Here is an 18,550-nt window from a genome sequence, read left to right as displayed (position 1 = left end):
TTTTTGTTCAATATAGAAATTTTTATGATTCTCTTTTTTATTTAAACACTTTAAATCTATCGTTGTTTTCCATATATTCTTTTTCTAAGGCTGGTGATTCAATCGATCCAATAACTAATTGTGCACGTAATTTCCAATTTGCTGGAGTATCCCATTCTTTAGCAACCGATTCATCAATAATTGGATTATAATGTTGCAAATTAGCACCAATATTTTTTTCAGTTAAAGCAGTCCACACGTTTGATTGAGTTAGACCACTCGCTTGTTCTGACCAAATTGGGAAATTCTCTGCATATAGCGCAAATTGTTCTTGCAATCCTTTTACAATATCTGTGTCCTCAAAGAATAAAATAGTTGCTTTTCCTTTTGCGAAGCTTTTTAATTTTTCTTTTGTATTTTCAAATGCTTCTGGAGGAGTTAATGGTTCTAATAATCCTTCTGTCATACTCCATAATTTTTCATGTGCATCATCGAATAAAAACACTACTCGTTGTGTTTGCGAATTAAATGCAGTCGGTGACTCTCTCACTACCTCTGTTACTAAGTCTACAATTTCATCATTAGTTAGTGGTGTATTTTTTCCTAAATCATATATCGAACGACGTTGTTTTAATAAATTTACAAAATTTGACATGTGTTAATCAATCCTTTTTTATTTATTTGATGTTTATACTATAACAACTAACATTAAGTAAGTAAAATTATATGCTTACTTGCTATAAGAAAAAAACAGCCGAAATATTTCGACTGCTTAGTTTAATTATTTTTTTGAATATAATTTCATAAAGTAATGTTTTAACATTGGGGGAGCAATCAATGTTGTCAGAATAACTGAAATAATCACTGTTGTGTAATATTCTTGAGAAAGTAGCCCTGCAGCTAATCCTGTTGTACCAATAATTAGTGCTACTTCACCTCGTGATACCATACCTGAACCAACAGAAAGTGAAGAGTGGTTATTAAACCCTGTCATCTTAGCCCCTAAGAATCCACCAAATAGTTTAGATAAAATAGCTACGATTGTACAAGCAACTAAGAATCCCATTTGGCTTAGTACCCCATCAAACGAAATACTTATGCCTACACTCACGTAGAAGAATGGTACAAATAAAGCATTTGCAATCGGATCAACCGTTTGCTCAACTTCATGTTGAAAAGAGGTTTGTGAAATAAATAAACCAGCTAAAAATGTTCCAATAATTCCTGCCATACCTAACATTTCACCAAAATAGGCAAAGCCAAATGCAACGATTAATGCTGCAGCTGTTACAGGTGCTGTTACTTTGAACCTTGAAAATAATTTCAAGAACTTAGGTACAATATAAATACCTACTACAAAAGCCACAACAAAGAAAAGAACTTTTTTCAGTAGTAACATCGGAACTGATGCGCTTGATGTATCTTCCCCCATAAATGACATGACAAAAGCTAAAAGTGTCACAACTAAAATATCATCTACCACAGCTGCTCCTAAGATGGTGGTTGCTTCACGAGTCTGCATCATTCCCATTTCTTTTAACACTTGCACGGTAATACTGACACTTGTTGCTGAGAAAAGGACACCTAAAAAGATTCCTTCATTGAACGAAAATCCAAATAATTCTCCCATTGCAAATGCACTTGCAAATGGTACGATAATCCCCAAGACCGCAACAGCAACTGATGGTTTCCAGTTTTTCTTTAGCTGTTCTGCGTCTGTTTCAAGTCCTGCAAGAAACATCAGTAACAATACACCTATTTCTGAAAACTCTTGAAAAATAGCTGAGTCATTTACCCAACCTAAAACTGCTGGTCCAATTACTATCCCAATAAGTAATTTTCCTAAAACTGCTGGTTGGCCAAGCTTTACAGACAAGTGACCGGCTACTTTCGTTGAAAATAAAATTAATACAATTGTAAATAATAGTTCCATATGTCATCCCCTACTCTTTTTTCTACCTACAATAATAAATCTATCAAACTATTTCATCCCTTGTAAAGATTTATCGTATTTTTTAATGCCGATATCATAAAAAACCCCTTTTATAAAAAAGCATCTTACTTTTTTCGCTCAATATAGTTGTAATATTATAAAACAGAAATAGAACATATTAATTCTTATCCATAATAGTTGACTGATAGATAAAAAAATTGTGTTAATAGATTAATGCCTATTAACACGATTCTTTACATATTATCTGATGACTAGCTACGGTTTAATCATTAATAAAAAACTTAATAGAGAGGTATTTAATTTAAGATTCATAATCTAAAATAGTTTTTAAATGCCGACTAATAAGAGCATATGCTTGAATTTCTCCCCACACTTCTTCAGTCATAACGTACTTACGAGATAATAGTTTAGGTGATTTGACATTATCATCAAGTTTTTTATAGAAGCGGTCAAATTTTTTCATCTTTGGATCAGCCCATTTTTTAAATTTGTTATCTTTATCTGCTAGTTCATCCCAGCGATCTGATAGCTCTTCAAGTTGTTCTTCAAAAGCCACATATTCTTTTTTACGAATTTTTTCTTTTCCCTCTTCGTCCTCTGTTTCACTTAAAATAGTATCGACATCATCCATTACTGTTTCTTCATCGTAACCTAGAACGTCGTCGTCATACTCTTCATCATAATCATAATCATAATCTTCGTCATAATTATAATCTTCATCATAATCATAATCTTCATCATAATCATAATCATAATCTTCGTCATCATTTTCAACAGTGACTTCTTCTTCATCTACATAATGATAACCTTGATCGAGAGGATCTTCCAATTGAATTAAATCTAACGTATCAGAATTCTGTACGTCAAGATTATCATCATCCACCATGTCTACCCGATCAAAAACAGGTTGTGTTGGTATTTCTATCTCAGGTAAAACATCATTTTCTAAAGATATGGAAGAAAATGTTCTATCTGCTATCGATGCTGTCGAGTAACTAGATTGTTTCAATTTAGCTAGTTCTTTTTCTAAGTCAAACACTCTATTAGCCGCTACTCTATAATTATTTTCCAATCGACTATAATTGTCTTGCCACTTAGACTGAGTTGATTCTTGCGAGTCCATCAATTGATTCACTAAATTTTGTTGTTTTTCTAAACGTTGAGATAAACGTTGAATTTCTTTATTTTTTGAATAAGTTAAATCATCAAACTCTTTTTCTTTTTTAGAAAATTGGTGCTGATATTCTTGAACAGCTTGTTGGTGTTCAAATGTTAATCGTTTCATTTCTTGTTCTTTTTGATGTAACTCATCGCTCAATTGTTGAACCATTGTTTGTCTTTCAGATAATAATCGATTTAATTTATCTTGTTGCTCTTGTAATCGTTCTTTCTCGGCAATAAGTTGCTTTCGTTGCATTTGAGCTTCTCTAATAGCTATTTGACTTTCTTGCTCTAGCTGAGAGAGTTCAGACTCCTTTTCTTTTAATTTTTTCGTTGCATCTCGTAAAGATTCTTGAACTTGCTCCTCAAATTGTTGATTTTCAGTAATTACCATACGCAATTCTTCATTTTCAATCTGAGCTTGCTGATGTTTTTGTTTCCAAGCTTCCATACCTTGGTCTAATTCAACTGTTAGCTCACTAACTCTATTTTTCAACTCAAGTACTTCTGATTTTTTTAATTGTAATTGCTGTCTGAAATCAATTTCATTTTCCTGATAAGAAATAATTTTTTGTTTTAAAGCGTCATTTTCTTGACTGATATGAGAAATTTTCATTTCGTATTCGCGTTGAGTCGTTTGTAAATCCATTTCAAATGATTTCGTTAATTGTGAATTTTCTGCAATTTTTTGCTCTAATTCATAGATTCGTTGTTGTTTATCCAGTAAATCTTCACTATCCTGAACAGTACGTTCTCTTATAAATAAGTCCTGAGCAACAGATTTGTCCTTAACTATATGAGTACTATTACTTATCTCATCATATCTATCATAATCCATCGCAACATTAGACGCTCCTAACTGATTAACTGTTTGGTTTTCAAGAATACCAAATTGGTCATACGCCTCATTCATTGCAGTTTTAAACAATTTAGGTGCGTTCGTTTTAATATTTCTAATTTGAGTATTTGAATACAGTCTACTTGCATCAAACGTTACCAATAATTCTACTTTTTCACGCGTTGTATAGTCTAAAAAAACACGTTCAATTGGATACAATGAAAATGTGTTTTCCCAACTAGATAAAAATAATTCTACTGCTTTACTAATAATTGATTGGGATAATTTCACTTTACGATTTGACCATTTTAACAATAATTGATTCTTCTTTGTTGCTATGTTCTGAACAGGTAATAAAATAACGCTCTGTTCATCTGGCTTTTTTGTTTCATCTTGATACAGTTGAACATCTATATCAAACTCCTCTAAAGGCATAACTTCAAACTCCCTCCACTATTTAGCTTATCATATTAACGTGTACCATCATTTATCTCAATTAGATACTCGCATTAATAGTACCTTTTCTGATGTGAATTGTAAAGTTGTTTTATTATAATAGACTAACATTTCTGTATCTTTTGTTTAGTTTTTATAAATAAAAGAGGCTGACCCAAAAGTCTCTTTACAGAAAACAAGCATTCCAAAATGAAACCTCTCATTTCAGAATGCTTGTTTTTTCGTGATTTCTTACTAATATCCTTCCTATTTTTTCTCAGTTTTCTTAAATTTAGTGCCATTAACGCAAATCCCAGCTCCTGTGAAATCTTATCTTTTCCTCTTACAGAGAATCGATTGAATGCCAAATTAGCCTTCAGATTTCCAAAGGCTGGTTCAACATCTATTTTTCTTTGACGATATATTTCTCCTGTGACATCCTCTTTCAAAAGCTCTCTTACGTGAGCTTTAAAATATTCCCAATTCCCATTTCTTTGAATCACTCGATTTTTACTACTCTTCGCACGAGTACATAATGCTCTAACTGGGCAATTTAAACAAGACTCACATTCATATATTTTAAGTTGTCTTTTGAATCCAGATTTATCCGTTCGAGTAGAGTAATTTCTAAATTTGACTTCTCGATTATTCGGGCAAATATAAGTATCTGCCAATTCATTATAAATCCAGTTATCTGGAATGAATGGATTTTGTTTATATTTTTTAGTGTGTTCTTTCTGATACATTGTATAAGTAATTAATGGAGTTCTTTCAAAATCATCTAAAATTGCTTGATAGTTTTCTTCACTACCATAACCTGCGTCAGCCACAATGTATTTAGGTAAGTCAAAATAAGATTTCTTGATAGTATCTAAGAAGGAAATCATTGTTTTAAAATCCGTTGGATTTGAAAATGTTTCATATGCTAAAACGTATTGATGATTGGTTGCAATTTGAACGTTATATCCAGGTTTTAACTGACCATTCATCATGTGGTCATCTTTCATTCTCATAAAAGTGGCATCATGATCTGTTTTAGAGTAGCTATTTCTACCGTTATAAATATCATGTTGTTCTTTATATTTTTGCTTTCTATAGATAAAGTCAGAAAAAGCTTTCAATGCTTTTTTAGGCTCTTTACGCTCAGAACGAAGTTCTTTTCTCTCTTGAACATCTGAAGTATTTTCAATTTTAGTGCTTAAATCACTTACTTTCATTTCCAACTCATCAATGATTTGTTTTAAATTTCCTGTGTTTAACTCATCATCTTCTGAACAAATAGATGGAATAATTTGCTCTTCTACAAGTTGTTGATAATAGGACTTTGACTTTTCTCTCAAAGATTCTTCATAACGTTGTGTACTCTTTTTCCAAACGAAGGTATATTTATTTGCGTTGGCTTCTAACTTTGTTCCATCAATAAAAATAGCTTCTTCATCAATTAATTGTTGAGAAACAAGCTGATTTCTAAATTGAATAAAACATTCTTGAAGTATCGGTTGAACCAGTGGGTTCACTCTGAATCGATTAATTGTTCTGAAGTTAGGTGTCTGTGATTGCGTTAACCACATGGCACGAATGCTATCTTTAGACATAGCTTCTATCTTTCTGCCTGAAAAAATAGATTGAGTGTAGCCACACAGAATAAGCTTCAACATCATTTTTGGATGATAAGACGAAGTTCCCATTCGATGCTCAAAAACTGAGAACACATCCACAGGGATGCTTTCTACTAACTCATCAATCGCAAAAGCGATATCATTTTCTTCTAAATAAATATCTAAATTCAGTGATAAAGTAACCTGTTTCGTGTTATAATTCTTATACATAAATAGCACTCCTTTTTAGTTGGTTTCGTCACTTTAATTATATAGGATAGTGCTATTTTTTACGTCAAAAAAGGAAGAAAATCGAAAAAAGATTTTCTTCCTTTTAGTTTATTCTAGAGACTTTTGGGTCAGCCTCTTTTTACTCATAAACATCCATTTCATATAGTTGTTTGAAATGCTCGTTTGTTTCTAACAGCTCTTTTGGACTGCCAGACATATCAATTTTTCCATCTTCAATGAACACGACTTCATCAGCATGATGAATCCCAACTAAATGATGGGTAATCCAAATCACTGTTTTATCTTTTAACACATTAAATACTGTTTCAAGTAATTGTTTTTCTGTTAGTGGATCCAAACCAATAGTTGGTTCATCAATAATAACAATTGACACATCTTGTAATAAGATTCTAGCTAACGCGATACGTTGTTGTTCTCCACCTGAGAATCGTTTTCCGCCTTCTTCAACTAATGTGTCCATCCCCTGTGGCAAACGCTCCACAACTTGTTTTAGGCCTGCTGCTTCGATCGCTTTTAATACGTCTTCATCTGTCGCATCTAAGTTACCTAAACGCACATTATTTTTTAAACTTGTATTAAACAGGTATGGGTGTTGATTTAGAACGCCAAAATATTTAGCTTGTTGGCCTTCCATCTCTTTAATATCCACACCACCAACTAACACTTTACCTGATGTTGGAAGTAAATCTCCGCGAATAATCTGAGTTAATGTCGTTTTACCTGTCCCACTTTTTCCTAATAATGCGACAACATCCCCTTCTGGTATCGTTAGGTTAAAATGAGATAGTAACTCTCGTTTACCTTGAGAATATTTAAAACTAACATCTTCTAACTGGATTGTAGTCGATTCTAAAGTAATTGAGTTTTTCGCCACTCCAGCGTCAAGTTTATCCGGATCTGGTAGTTTGGATAAACGCTGAACAGTATCTTCATAAATAGGTAACTCTTTAACTGAATCACTCACTGGCCCAAAGGCATCTAGTAATGGGAAAAATGACAACACAAATGCCGCAATCCAATTTAGTGCGCCGGGGTTTCCTTGACTAATAAAGTATGATCCTGACCAAATAAAGAGACAAATAGCTATCACACCAAAAATAAACTGCTTTATAATCCCTTCAAGTCTAGAGTAACGATTTAATTGATAATCTTCTTCTCTTACACTTGATTCAGCATCATTATATTGTGTTAAAAACTCTTCATAACGACCGCTGTATTGCCAGTCAGCTACTCCTAGAACAGCATCTGTTAAATCATTATATAGCACATGTTTTTTTGCTTTTTTACGGTACACTCTAGCATTATTAACTAAGATTGCTGCTAGTGGCAATACCACTAGAATTAAAGCAAATAAAATTAACATTAACCCAGCAAATGGTAGAGAGAAGTAACCTAATCCTATCACAATAAAGAGATATAAAATATAAGACGTACAGATTGGAAAAATCGTTCTTAAGTAAAGATTTTGGATATGGTTAATATCTTCTGATAATATCCCAAGTAAACTACCTGATTGATAATTTTCTTTTGTATCTGTTGCCTCTGTTTCTAATGAACGATACAACCTGACACGAATATCAGACGTCATTTTTAACACCCAGTTATGACTTCCTAAACGTTCGATATAACGAAATGTTGGTCTGGCAATACCAAATGCACGTGTTAATACAATTGGGACATACACCATTAGTATATTTTCAGGTTTTGCGGCCGAACGGCTAATCAAGTAGCCTGAGGTAAACATCAATGCTGCAGCTGAAAAAAACGTTAGAAATCCTAGGAATAAAACTAAGGCCAATAGCTTCTTATACTTCTTGAAAAAAGGTCTAACCCACTTATCTTGTTTTGTTAATAATAAGTGATCTTGTTTCATTTCTATAACCCTCCCTTCAATTGGTCAACAAAGTGTTGGTAGGCACCATTTTTAGCACGTAACTCATCATAAGTTCCTTGTTCCACAATTTTTCCATCTTCCATTACCAAGATATAATCCATCTCTCTCATCCAATGCAGACGATGCGTTGCAAAAAAGACAAGCTTATCTTCAAATAATGGTAACATGGTTTCTTTTAGTTCATACTCTGTTTCCACATCCAAATGGGCGGTAGGTTCATCAAATAGTAAAACTTTTCGTTCTTTATCAAGCAATGCTCTGGCTACTGCAATTCGTTGGTATTGGCCTCCGCTTAGTAAGTGGCCTCCTTCACCAATCACAGTATCCCAACCTTCTGGTAATTCTTCAATGACATCTATCAAACCTGCTTGCTTGATAGCTTCAGCACATTCTTCAAAACTTGCTTCTGGATGATAGAATGTAATATTTTCTTTTAATGTGCCATGGAAAATATAAGGATCTTGAGGAATATAAAATAATTGATCTTGCCAAACTTTCTTTTGCAAATTACTCATAGCAGAATCATTAATATGAATGCTTGGCTCTGTTGCTTCTAAAAATCCGCCTAGTAGCTTAATCAATGTTGACTTACCAGAACCTGATAACCCCACAATTCCTATTTTCCCACTCCCTTGCCAATCAAATGAAATATCCGTTAAGGTTGTTGCCTCTTGTGAGCCATTGTATTTTAACGACATATTTTTTAATGATAATTTGTCTAAATCATTCCATGAACCTTTTAAGTCCATTGTTTCATCATTTGTTAATTCTTTTTGATCTAAAATTGAAAAAATAGATTTTAACGTGTTTCCACCATCTAATGTCGCATGGTAGTCATTTGAAAAATCTCGTAAAGGTAAAAAGAAATCTGGTGCTAGCACTAAGGTTGTTAAAGCTGGTAATAATAAAATTTCTCCATTCATTAACTTAAACCCTAAAAAGACCGCCACAATTGCCACTGATAAAGTTGTAAAAAAATCTAGTGCAAATGTTGAAAGTATCGCAATTTTTAACGTACTCATTGTTGCTTTTCGGTAATCTTCACTAATGTCGTAAACATTTTTTTCATATGTCTTACTTAACCCTAAAAAATAAAGCGTTTCGATCCCTCTTAGAGAGTCTAAAAAATGATTACTTAATAACTGAAACCCTTCATATTGTCTATCTGCTTTGGCTCTTGCAGCGTATCCCAAAATAATCATAAATAAAATGATAACGGGAAAAACGATTAATAATATGACTCCTGAACGCACATCTTGCGTAAATACAAACACTAAGATAATCCATGGTATGACCATCATATTGGTTAATTTCGGTAAAATTAACGTAATATAGTTTTCTACTTGGTCAATCCCTTCAATCGTCATAGTAACCATGTTACCAGTCCCTTCTTTTTGAACAAAGTTAGGACCTAAACGAAATATTTTCTGTAGCAATTGTTGTCGGACTTTTCTTGCTTCTTGATACGCGTACTTATCAAGAGATTTATCTCGTACATACAACACTAGCTGTCTACCAAAAAAACAAGAAAAAAACCAAATAAGCGACATCGTTTGCGCTGCGACAGCTTCTCCGTTCCACAACGCACTGATACCTTTTGATAAAAAATAAGCCTGTCCGATAATTAATAAGGCTTGTAGGATTCCTAATCCTACAAGCCCAATTAAGACTGACCTAATTTTATCAATACGAAATAAATTCTTATCAATCAATCAGGTACAACTCCTTTTATCTATCTATCTTGACACGTTTGGTAAATTGTTTATATGCCCAAGCAATGTAAAGTAAGACGATTGGTAATAAGACAACTGTAACAATTGTCATTACTTTCAATGTATACGGTGTACTTGATGCATTTTCAATTAATAAACTAAACTGTGAATCTTTGGCGATCATAACACGTGGGAATAACCCATTAAATAAGAATGCTACAATCCCAACGAAGACTAATCCAGTTGAAATAAAAGATAATCCTTCTTTGTCTTTATAAGTGCCATAAGCAGAAAGTGCTGCAAAAACAACAATTAAAACTAAAAGAATCAATGAAGATGTAAAACGTTCAGTAAAGAAATCTGTTTTCAAATAAGCTAAGATAGCAAAAACAACTAATCCAGCAAATAATACTGGGTATAATTTTTTAGCAATAGCTAATGAACGTTCACGCACCGCTCCTTCTGTTTTTAATCGTAAGTAGTTTAATCCGTGTAAGAAACTAACTAAAGTCACTGCCACTCCACCAACGATAGAAAATAGGTTCACGTAATCAGTAAATGATGCATTCATCACGTTTTTAGATGCATCCATTGGTAGACCCATTACTAAGTCAACAAACATCATACCAAATAGAAATGGGACAATCACACTACCTAAAAACAATGCCCATTCCCAAGTATTACGTTCTTTCGCATTTTCAGAACTACTTCGGAACTTAAATGATACCCCGCGGATAATTAATCCTACTAAAATAAATAATAAAATTAAGTAGAATCCACTAAATAGTGACGCGTACCATTCCGGGAAAGAGGCAAACATTGCCCCACCAGCTGTAATTAACCATACTAAGTTACTTTCCCAAATAGGTCCAATTGTTTCAATGACTTGGTCACGTTCACGTTTATTACGTGCAACCAATTTAACTGACATCCCAACACCAAAGTCAAATCCTTCTAAGAAGAAGAATCCTGAAAATAAGACACCAATTAAAATAAACCATAAAAATTGTAAATTACTCATTTTACAGAACCCCCTTTGCAAATGGATCTATACCATCTTTTTTCGCTTCAGATGGATCCACATAGTAAGGCCCTTTTTTAACAGCACGTTTACAGAATACAAACATCACATAACCTAATACACTGAATAATAAGAAGTAAACAATGTTACTAATTAATAATGATGTTGCTGATACACCAGGAGACACACTATCTGCGATTGTAAATAGTCCATAAACAGTCCATGGTGAACGTCCTAATTCAGTTACTAACCAACCGAATGTGTTTGAAATGAATGGGAAACTAATGCCTGCTACAAATAGCCATAGTAACCATTTCATATTTTGAATCTTGTTTTTATGAAGCAAGAATAGTCCCACAATAGCCATTAATGCCATTAGTGTACCAAAACCTGCCATGAATCTGAATCCCCAGAAAAGAGTCTTAACTGGTAAATAGTAATCCATCTCTGAACCAAATTTGGCATCGTATTCGTCATGTAGATTTTTATTTGCTTGGTCCATCCCGATGTACTTCTCTTCTCCACCTAAAAGTGTTAGTAAGTATGGCACAGAAATTTCCCATTTTGTTTCTTTATCTTTCGTATCGATTGATGCAATAATGTTCCATGGTGCAGGAGAAGTTGTATCTTCATAGATACCTTCCATTGCTGCAAATTTCATTGGTTGATCGTTTGCAACAGCGATCATTTGTTGGTGACCAGCACCAATTGTTAAAATTGAACCAACTAATCCTAAAATCAATCCAATGTTCATTGATTTTTTAAAGAATTCCATGTCTTTGTTTTTAAGCATTTTCCATGCTGATGAACCTGCAATCACAAATCCACCGGTTACAATTGCACCAAATAATACGTGAGGGTATTCTACCCATAATTGATGATTTTTTAGTAAACCAACAAAGCTTGTTAATTCTGCACGACCAGTTGCTTCGTTGATTGAATAAGAAACAGGATTTTGCATGAATGAGTTCGCTGCAAGAATCCAAAGGGCTGATAGTGCTGTACCGATTGAAACTAACCAAATAAATAATAAATGCAGTTTTTCGTTAAACTTGTCCCAACCAAACATCCATAAACCAATAAACGTTGATTCCATAAAGAATGCTAATAGTGCTTCAACTGCTAAAGGTGCTCCAAAAATATCCCCCATAAAACGAGAGTATTCAGACCAGTTCATTCCAAATTGAAACTCTTGGATAAGCCCTGTTACAACCCCTACGGCAAAACCAATTAAAAAGATGTTACCCCAGAATTTTGCCATATCTTTATAGATTTGTTCTTTTTTAACAACATACATTGTCTCCATTACCGCAACAGCGAATGCCATCCCGATAGACATTGGCACGAAAAAGAAATGGAAGACAGTTGTCATACCAAACTGGAACCGTGCCAAAAATTCGATATCCATAAATAATCCTCCTTATATAAATCTATTTAACAAACTCATTATACCCGATAGGTCAAGTAGTTTCAAAACTTTTTCAACTCGTTATCAAGTAATAATAAATTTAAACAACGTTTTTTACACACATTATCTCATTGTGACAAATTCTTCTGCTCCTGTTGGATGGATGGCAACAGTTTGATCAAAATCAGCTTTAGTTGCACCCATTCTTACAGCAACCGCAAATCCCTGTAGCATCTCGTCAACACCCAATCCAATACCGTGTAATCCAACAATTCGTTCTTCTTTTCCGACACACACAAGCTTCATCCAACATTTTTCGCGAACTTCAGTAATCGCAAACTGCATTGGTGTAAATCTAGACGTATATATTTTAACATCCTCACCATATTGTTCTCTAGCTTCTTTTTCTGTTAAACCAACTGTTCCAATCGCTGGATGTGAAAATACAACTGTTGGAACGGTATGATACTCTAAATATAAATTATCTTGATTGTTAAATAATCGTTCGGATAATCTTCGTCCTGCTGCAATTGCTACAGGTGTTAAATTAATTTTATCAATGACATCTCCAACAGCATAAATACCTTCTTGTGTGGTATTTTGATACTGGTCTACTTTTATTGCACCTTTATCCGTTAATTCAACATCTGTCACATCAAGGTTTAACCCATCCATATTTGGCACTCGACCGATTGCCCAGACAATTTCATCTACCTCGATTGATTTTCCATTTTCAAAGGACAAAACGTAACCAGAAGCTGTTTTTTCAACACTCTTTGGTACACTATTTGCATGTAAATTCATGCCACTTTTCTCATAACTTTCAGTCAACCCTTGAATTAATAAGTCATCGAATTCACGTAAAAAGGTGTCACGTCTAAATGCCAAATGAGTCGTTGCTCCTAAGCCATGTAATACGCCAGCGATTTCCACTGCAATATAACCAGCTCCAACTACCGCTACACGTTTTGGTAGTTCTGTTAACTCAAAAAAGCCATTTGAATCAATACCATATTCTGCACCGGGAATATTCGGACGAATAATTTTCCCACCTGTCGCAATTAAAATATGAGGAGCAGTAAATGTTTCTCCATTTACTTCGACCACATTTTTTTCTTTAAATTTAGCGTAACCCTTAATATGAGTCACTCCATTACTTTCTAGCCCTTTTAAATACAAACCATTCAATCGTTTGATATACGTTTGGCGATTTTCGACTAAACGAGCCATGTCAAATCCGTCAACTGTTACATCAAAACCATATTCATAGGCTTGATGGTGTAGCATGTCATTCATTTGAGATGCTGACCACATCACTTTTTTAGGAACACATCCAACATTGACACATGTTCCACCAAGCTCGTTTCCTTCTATTAATAACACTTTAGCCCCATGCATACCTGCTCTATTAGCAGAAGCTATTCCACCACTACCTCCACCAATCACTATATAATCAAATGTTTTCATCCATTTTCTCCCTTCTTACTTCTGTTTACGAATCATATCACCAGGTTTAACTGGTTGTGCGACTGGCATCTTGACAATCATCATAGCATTTGGTGCTTTTTCAATTGATTCACCGTCTTCATTCCACATCTCTTTGATATCTTGTTCAAAGTGAGTAAATCCAGGTCCGTAAAATTCAATACGATCTTCGATTCTGAAATGATTTCGTTGTCTGATAGTAGCAATTTTAGTTTCGTCATCATATTCTAACACTTCACCAATGAACTTATACACTGGGATTTTCCGGCGTTTTCCAAATAATTGTTCCTCATCTGTTGGAATATGATAATAAAAACCAGTTGCTAATTCTCGTTGTGCCACTTTCCACAGTTCATCAATCCACTCTTGTTTACACACATAATTTTCCGGATCAGCCATGTAGCTATCAACTGCTTTTTTATAGACGTTAGATACTGTTGATACATAATGAATCGACTTCATGCGTCCTTCAATTTTTAGACTATCGACACCGTTTTTTACTAAATCAGGAATGTGTTCGATCATTGACATATCCACCGCGCTCATTGAAAACGGCTCACTCACTTCACCAGTGTCTGTTAATGAACGTCTTTCTTCACCAAATGGCATATCAAACAAATCATATTTCCAACGACATGATTGTGAACACCCACCACGGTTAGCATCTCTGTGACTCATATGATTTGATAAGGTACAACGACCTGAATAGGAAATACACATCGCACCATGAATAAAGGCTTCAATTTCAATATCCGTATTCTCACGAATTTTCGCTACCTCGTCCATTGAGACCTCACGACCTAACACCACTCGTTCTAGTCCTTCATTTTTCCAAAACTCTAATGTTTCAAAATTTGTCGCAGAAGATTGTGTCGACAAATGAATCGGTAAACCAGGTGCTTCGGTAATGCATACTTCAATTAATGCTGGGTCAGAGACGATTACCGCACTAATGCCAATATCTCGCAATTTTCTAAAAAACTCCCCAGCTCCTTTGGCATCTCCTTCATGCGTCACCATGTTAGCCGCCACATAAACTTTTGCTCCTCGCTCTTTAGCAAATGCGACACCTTCTTCCATTTCTTCATAAGAAAAGTTCCCAGCACGACTTCTTAGGCCATAAGCATTTCCACCAATATACACAGCATCTGCCCCGTAATGTATCGCAATTTTCAATTTTTCAAGTGTACCAGCTGGAGCCAGTACTTCTGGTCGTTTCAATGTATTTGTCATCTTTACTCTCTCCTATTTTATTTCCTCAGGATCTAAATAATAAAAGCCAGTATCCAAACTTCTTCCTTTTGGATGATGTTCCATAATCGTTTTTTGTAGCGATTTTGCCAAATCCTGTGTCCAAGTGTCTCCAATCAACGCTTTTTTAGCTGTAATAAAACTTGAAACAATACTCACGAAATCTTCCCCAGGAGTATACATACCATCTAATTTCCAATGTCTTAAACCAGCATCATATAATTCTTTTAATTCAAACATTAAGTCTACATCATTTGTGGCATAAATGTGTGTCCCATGCTTATCTTCGAAAATAGAATAATGTGTTTCTTCATCTTTAGGTTCAGATATAAACAACCCATCTTCTTTAGAAACATTGTCTTGTTGCTTCGTAAAATTAAAATAATTTGTAATCAATGGGCGTTTTGAGTGATGGATACAAGTCGCACCATACACTAAAACTTCAGTAAAGACTTGCGTATCTTTGGCAATTTGTTGCAACTCCTCAAACGGAATTTCTCTAGCTAAAATTGCACCAGTTGCCCCACGTTTGGCCCAAAAGTTTACTTGCCTTGAACTAGTCACCATTGTTTCAGCATTATATACATAAGGTAGTTTATATCCATCTCGTTGTAAGACATAAATCACACCAGGATCGCCTACAATAATATCATCTACTCCAATTGATTCTAAAAAACCCAAATATTCAGGAATAAGCTCCATTTTATCTGGATGCATAATCGCACTCACCGCAACACGAGCTTTTTTTCCTTTACTATGAGCTAATTGAACCAATTCAGTCATTTCTTCTCTTGCGAAATAATGCGGTAAACGTAACCCAAATTCCTCTTCTCCAAAACAAATTACATCAATATCCAATTCGACCAGTTGACGTGCCTGTTCTAATGAGTCCACTGTCGTACTTATCTCTATCATTCTAGACACTCCTATCCTTTATAAACACTTTTTATCCTAACATATTGCATAGATAAACCGCAAACTTTCACAAGGTAAAAGCGCTAGTTATTTAACTAACTAACGCTTGTTTGTTACACTTTTTCTACCTTTTTTACTTTTGTATTAATTTTCCCTTTTGATGCACCAAGAGTCACTATATCTCCTGTTTGAAGTTCACCTGACAAGAGTAATTCACTTAGTCTATCTTCGACTTCTTTTTGCAAAGCACGACGAATTGGACGAGCTCCGTATTCCGGATCAAACCCTTCACTACTGATAACATCAATAGCTGCTGAAGTTAATTTTAATGTAATATCTTGTTCTTTTAATCTCTCAACAACATCTTTAGACATGATTTTCACGATATCATGTAATTGTTGTTTATTTAATGAGTGGAATACGACCACTTCATCTACACGATTTAAAAATTCCGGTCTAAATGATTTTTTCAATTCTTCTAATATACGAGATTTCATCGCTTTATAATCTTTGGTTTCATTTGCTACACCAAATCCAACAGTCTTTTCATCTCGTAAAGAAGTAGCGCCGATATTTGATGTCATGATAATAATTGTATTTTTAAAATCTACTTTACGACCTTTGGCATCAGTTAAATGCCCATCATCTAGTACTTGCAACAACACATTAAACACATCAGGATGAGCTTTTTCTACCTCATCAAGTAATACAACAGAATATGGTTTTTGACGAATTCGCTCAGTCAATTGTCCTCCTTCATCATAACCAACATATCCTGGAGGGGAGCCGACTAAACGACTTGTACTATGTTTTTCCATAAATTCAGACATATCCACTCGAATCAAGGCATCTTCTGAACCAAACATCACTTCAGCAATTGTTTTAGCTAGTTCTGTTTTCCCAACACCTGTTGGCCCTAAAAACATAAATGACCCAATTGGACGATTAGGACTCTTCAATCCACTTCGCGCACGTCGAATGGCACGTGAAACAGATTCTACAGCCTCTTCTTGGCCGACAACACGTTCATGCATGACCTTTTCCAAATCAAGTAATCGTTCACTCTCTTTTTTCTCTAACTGTGTTAAAGGAATACCAGTCCATTGAGAAATGACAGATTCAATATCTTCTTCGGTCACTTTTTGTGTATAACCAGTTGATTCTTTTTCTTGTTTTTCAACTAATTTTGCTAATTTTTTTAAGGCTTTCTTTTCTATCTCTCGAATTTCAACCACTTCGGCAAAATTTTGTGAGATAATCGCTTCTTCTTTTTCCTTATAGATATCAGCTAATACCTGTTGTTGTTTCACTATTGGAGATGGTTTTTCCGCTTGATTCAAGCGTACTTTGGCAGCTGCCTCATCTATCAAATCAATAGCTTTATCAGGAAGCTGACGATCATTAATGTAACGAATAGATAATTTTACAGCTGCCTCAATAGCTTCTTGTGTAATCGCTACTTGATGATGCTCTTCATATTGTGTTTTTAGTCCTGATAAAATATCAATTGTTTCTTCTTCGTTTGGTTCATCCACTAAAATTTTAGCAAAACGTCTCTCTAATGCAGGATCTTTTTCAATATATTTTTGATATTCATCTAACGTCGTTGCCCCTATTGTTTGTAATTCACCACGAGCAAGAGCAGGTTTTAAAATATTAGATGCATCAATCGCACCTTCAGCTCCACCAGCACCAATCAACGTATGTAATTCATCAATAAACAAAATAACTTCGCCATCATGATAAATTTCATCCACTAATTTTTTCATGCGATCTTCAAATTCACCACGATATTTTGTTCCTGCAACTACTGCTCCCATATCAAGCATCATCACTCGTTTATTTCTCATATCTTTTGGAACATTGGCTTCAACAATGCGTTGTGCTAATCCTTCAGCAATTGCCGTTTTACCTACACCTGGGTCTCCAACTAAAACCGGGTTATTTTTTGTACGACGACTCAATATTTGGATCAGTCTTTCCACTTCGGTATCTCGGCCAACTAACGGATCCAATCGTTTTTCTCTAGCACTTTGAGTTAAATCTCTAGCCAATGACTCCAATGTCGGTGTCCCTTCATTTGTTAGTGATTTTGCTGTTTTACGAGACTTTCCATTCTTACTATTTTCATTAATACCAACTCTTTTTAAAATATCTTTGCGTAATTTTTTTAAATCTACCGTAAAGTTCTGTAGAATACGTGCTGAGAGCAAGGTATCTTCTCTAATTAAAGCAAGTAAAATGTGCTCAGTACCAATACTGGGTGCTCCTAGTCGTTTAGCCTCTTCTCCAGCAAAAGCTAACACATCTTTTGCTCTAGGTGAATATGGTAAAAGCTGACCTTTTTTGGTTTTATAGCTACCATATTGAACAACCTGCTCAATCTCTTCAAATATGGTTTCTTCGTCTATGTTTAATTTTCTAATTGCTTTTCCACCAACTCCTCTTGGCTCTTTTACTAGTCCTAATAATAGATCTTCAGTTCCAACAACATCATGTTTAAAATATCTAGCACTCTCTTGTGCTAATTCCAGTACATCATTTGCACGTTTCGTAAATAATTCGCTCATATATCTCGCTCCTCTTCTTCATAAGTTAAGCGCTCCAGCACATCAATCATCATATTCGCTCTTAATAGTTTTTCTTC

General features: G+C 34.6%; 13 protein-coding genes (1 of these 13 cut by a window edge). All 13 read right to left on the bottom strand.

From position 1 onward, the window contains the following. Nucleotides 1-37: 37 nt before the first annotated feature. The gene (locus BHY08_RS00635; protein ID WP_071456025.1) at nt 38-634 is read right to left on the bottom strand and encodes a nitroreductase family protein; all 597 of its coding nucleotides are present in this window, start codon (nt 632-634) and stop codon (nt 38-40) included. Between the two features lie 126 nt (nt 635-760). After that, a complete protein-coding gene (locus BHY08_RS00630; protein ID WP_071456024.1) occupies nt 761-1,912 on the bottom strand; it encodes a cation:proton antiporter in 1,152 nt (383 codons plus the stop codon). Nucleotides 1,913-2,234: 322 nt separating this feature from the next. Next, nucleotides 2,235-4,367: a coiled-coil domain-containing protein gene (locus BHY08_RS00625; RefSeq protein ID WP_071456023.1), complete on the bottom strand. Its 2,133-nt coding sequence runs from the start codon at nt 4,365-4,367 to the stop codon at nt 2,235-2,237. Between the two features lie 125 nt (nt 4,368-4,492). Beyond that, nucleotides 4,493-6,196 (bottom strand): IS1182 family transposase, encoded by a 1,704-nt coding sequence (locus tag BHY08_RS00620; protein ID WP_071456022.1) that lies wholly within the window; start codon nt 6,194-6,196, stop codon nt 4,493-4,495. Between the two features lie 139 nt (nt 6,197-6,335). Then, nucleotides 6,336-8,090 (bottom strand): thiol reductant ABC exporter subunit CydC, encoded by a 1,755-nt coding sequence (gene cydC / locus BHY08_RS00615; RefSeq protein WP_071456021.1) that lies wholly within the window; start codon nt 8,088-8,090, stop codon nt 6,336-6,338. A 2-nt stretch (nt 8,091-8,092) separates the two neighbouring features. Then, nucleotides 8,093-9,823 (bottom strand): thiol reductant ABC exporter subunit CydD, encoded by a 1,731-nt coding sequence (gene cydD / locus BHY08_RS00610; RefSeq protein WP_071456020.1) that lies wholly within the window; start codon nt 9,821-9,823, stop codon nt 8,093-8,095. A gap of 16 nt (nt 9,824-9,839) precedes the next feature. After that, entirely contained in the window at nt 9,840-10,844 is a 1,005-nt protein-coding gene (gene cydB, locus BHY08_RS00605; RefSeq protein WP_071456019.1) for a cytochrome d ubiquinol oxidase subunit II, read from the bottom strand. A gap of 1 nt (nt 10,845) precedes the next feature. Continuing rightward, nucleotides 10,846-12,252, bottom strand: coding sequence for a cytochrome ubiquinol oxidase subunit I (locus tag BHY08_RS00600; RefSeq protein WP_071456018.1), 1,407 nt, complete (start codon nt 12,250-12,252; stop codon nt 10,846-10,848). Nucleotides 12,253-12,375: 123 nt separating this feature from the next. Further along, nucleotides 12,376-13,719: a glutathione-disulfide reductase gene (gene gor, locus BHY08_RS00595; RefSeq protein ID WP_071456017.1), complete on the bottom strand. Its 1,344-nt coding sequence runs from the start codon at nt 13,717-13,719 to the stop codon at nt 12,376-12,378. Between the two features lie 15 nt (nt 13,720-13,734). Further along, nucleotides 13,735-14,970, bottom strand: coding sequence for a peptidase U32 family protein (locus tag BHY08_RS00590; RefSeq protein WP_071456016.1), 1,236 nt, complete (start codon nt 14,968-14,970; stop codon nt 13,735-13,737). A 12-nt stretch (nt 14,971-14,982) separates the two neighbouring features. Next, a complete protein-coding gene (locus tag BHY08_RS00585; RefSeq protein WP_071456015.1) occupies nt 14,983-15,903 on the bottom strand; it encodes a peptidase U32 family protein in 921 nt (306 codons plus the stop codon). Nucleotides 15,904-16,016: 113 nt separating this feature from the next. Continuing rightward, a complete protein-coding gene (locus BHY08_RS00580; RefSeq protein ID WP_071456014.1) occupies nt 16,017-18,473 on the bottom strand; it encodes an ATP-dependent Clp protease ATP-binding subunit in 2,457 nt (818 codons plus the stop codon). Further along, nucleotides 18,470-18,550 carry the 3' portion of a CtsR family transcriptional regulator gene (locus BHY08_RS00575; RefSeq protein WP_071456013.1) on the bottom strand. The gene runs 399 nt beyond the window's last position, so 81 of the gene's 480 nt are visible here — the last part of the coding sequence; the start codon falls outside the window, past its right edge; the stop codon is at nt 18,470-18,472. The genes BHY08_RS00580 and BHY08_RS00575 overlap by 4 nt, the downstream gene beginning before the upstream one ends.

This window comes from Vagococcus teuberi, assembly GCF_001870205.1.
Classification (GTDB): domain Bacteria; phylum Bacillota; class Bacilli; order Lactobacillales; family Vagococcaceae; genus Vagococcus; species Vagococcus teuberi.
This window is presented reverse-complemented; position numbering and strand designations above follow the sequence as displayed.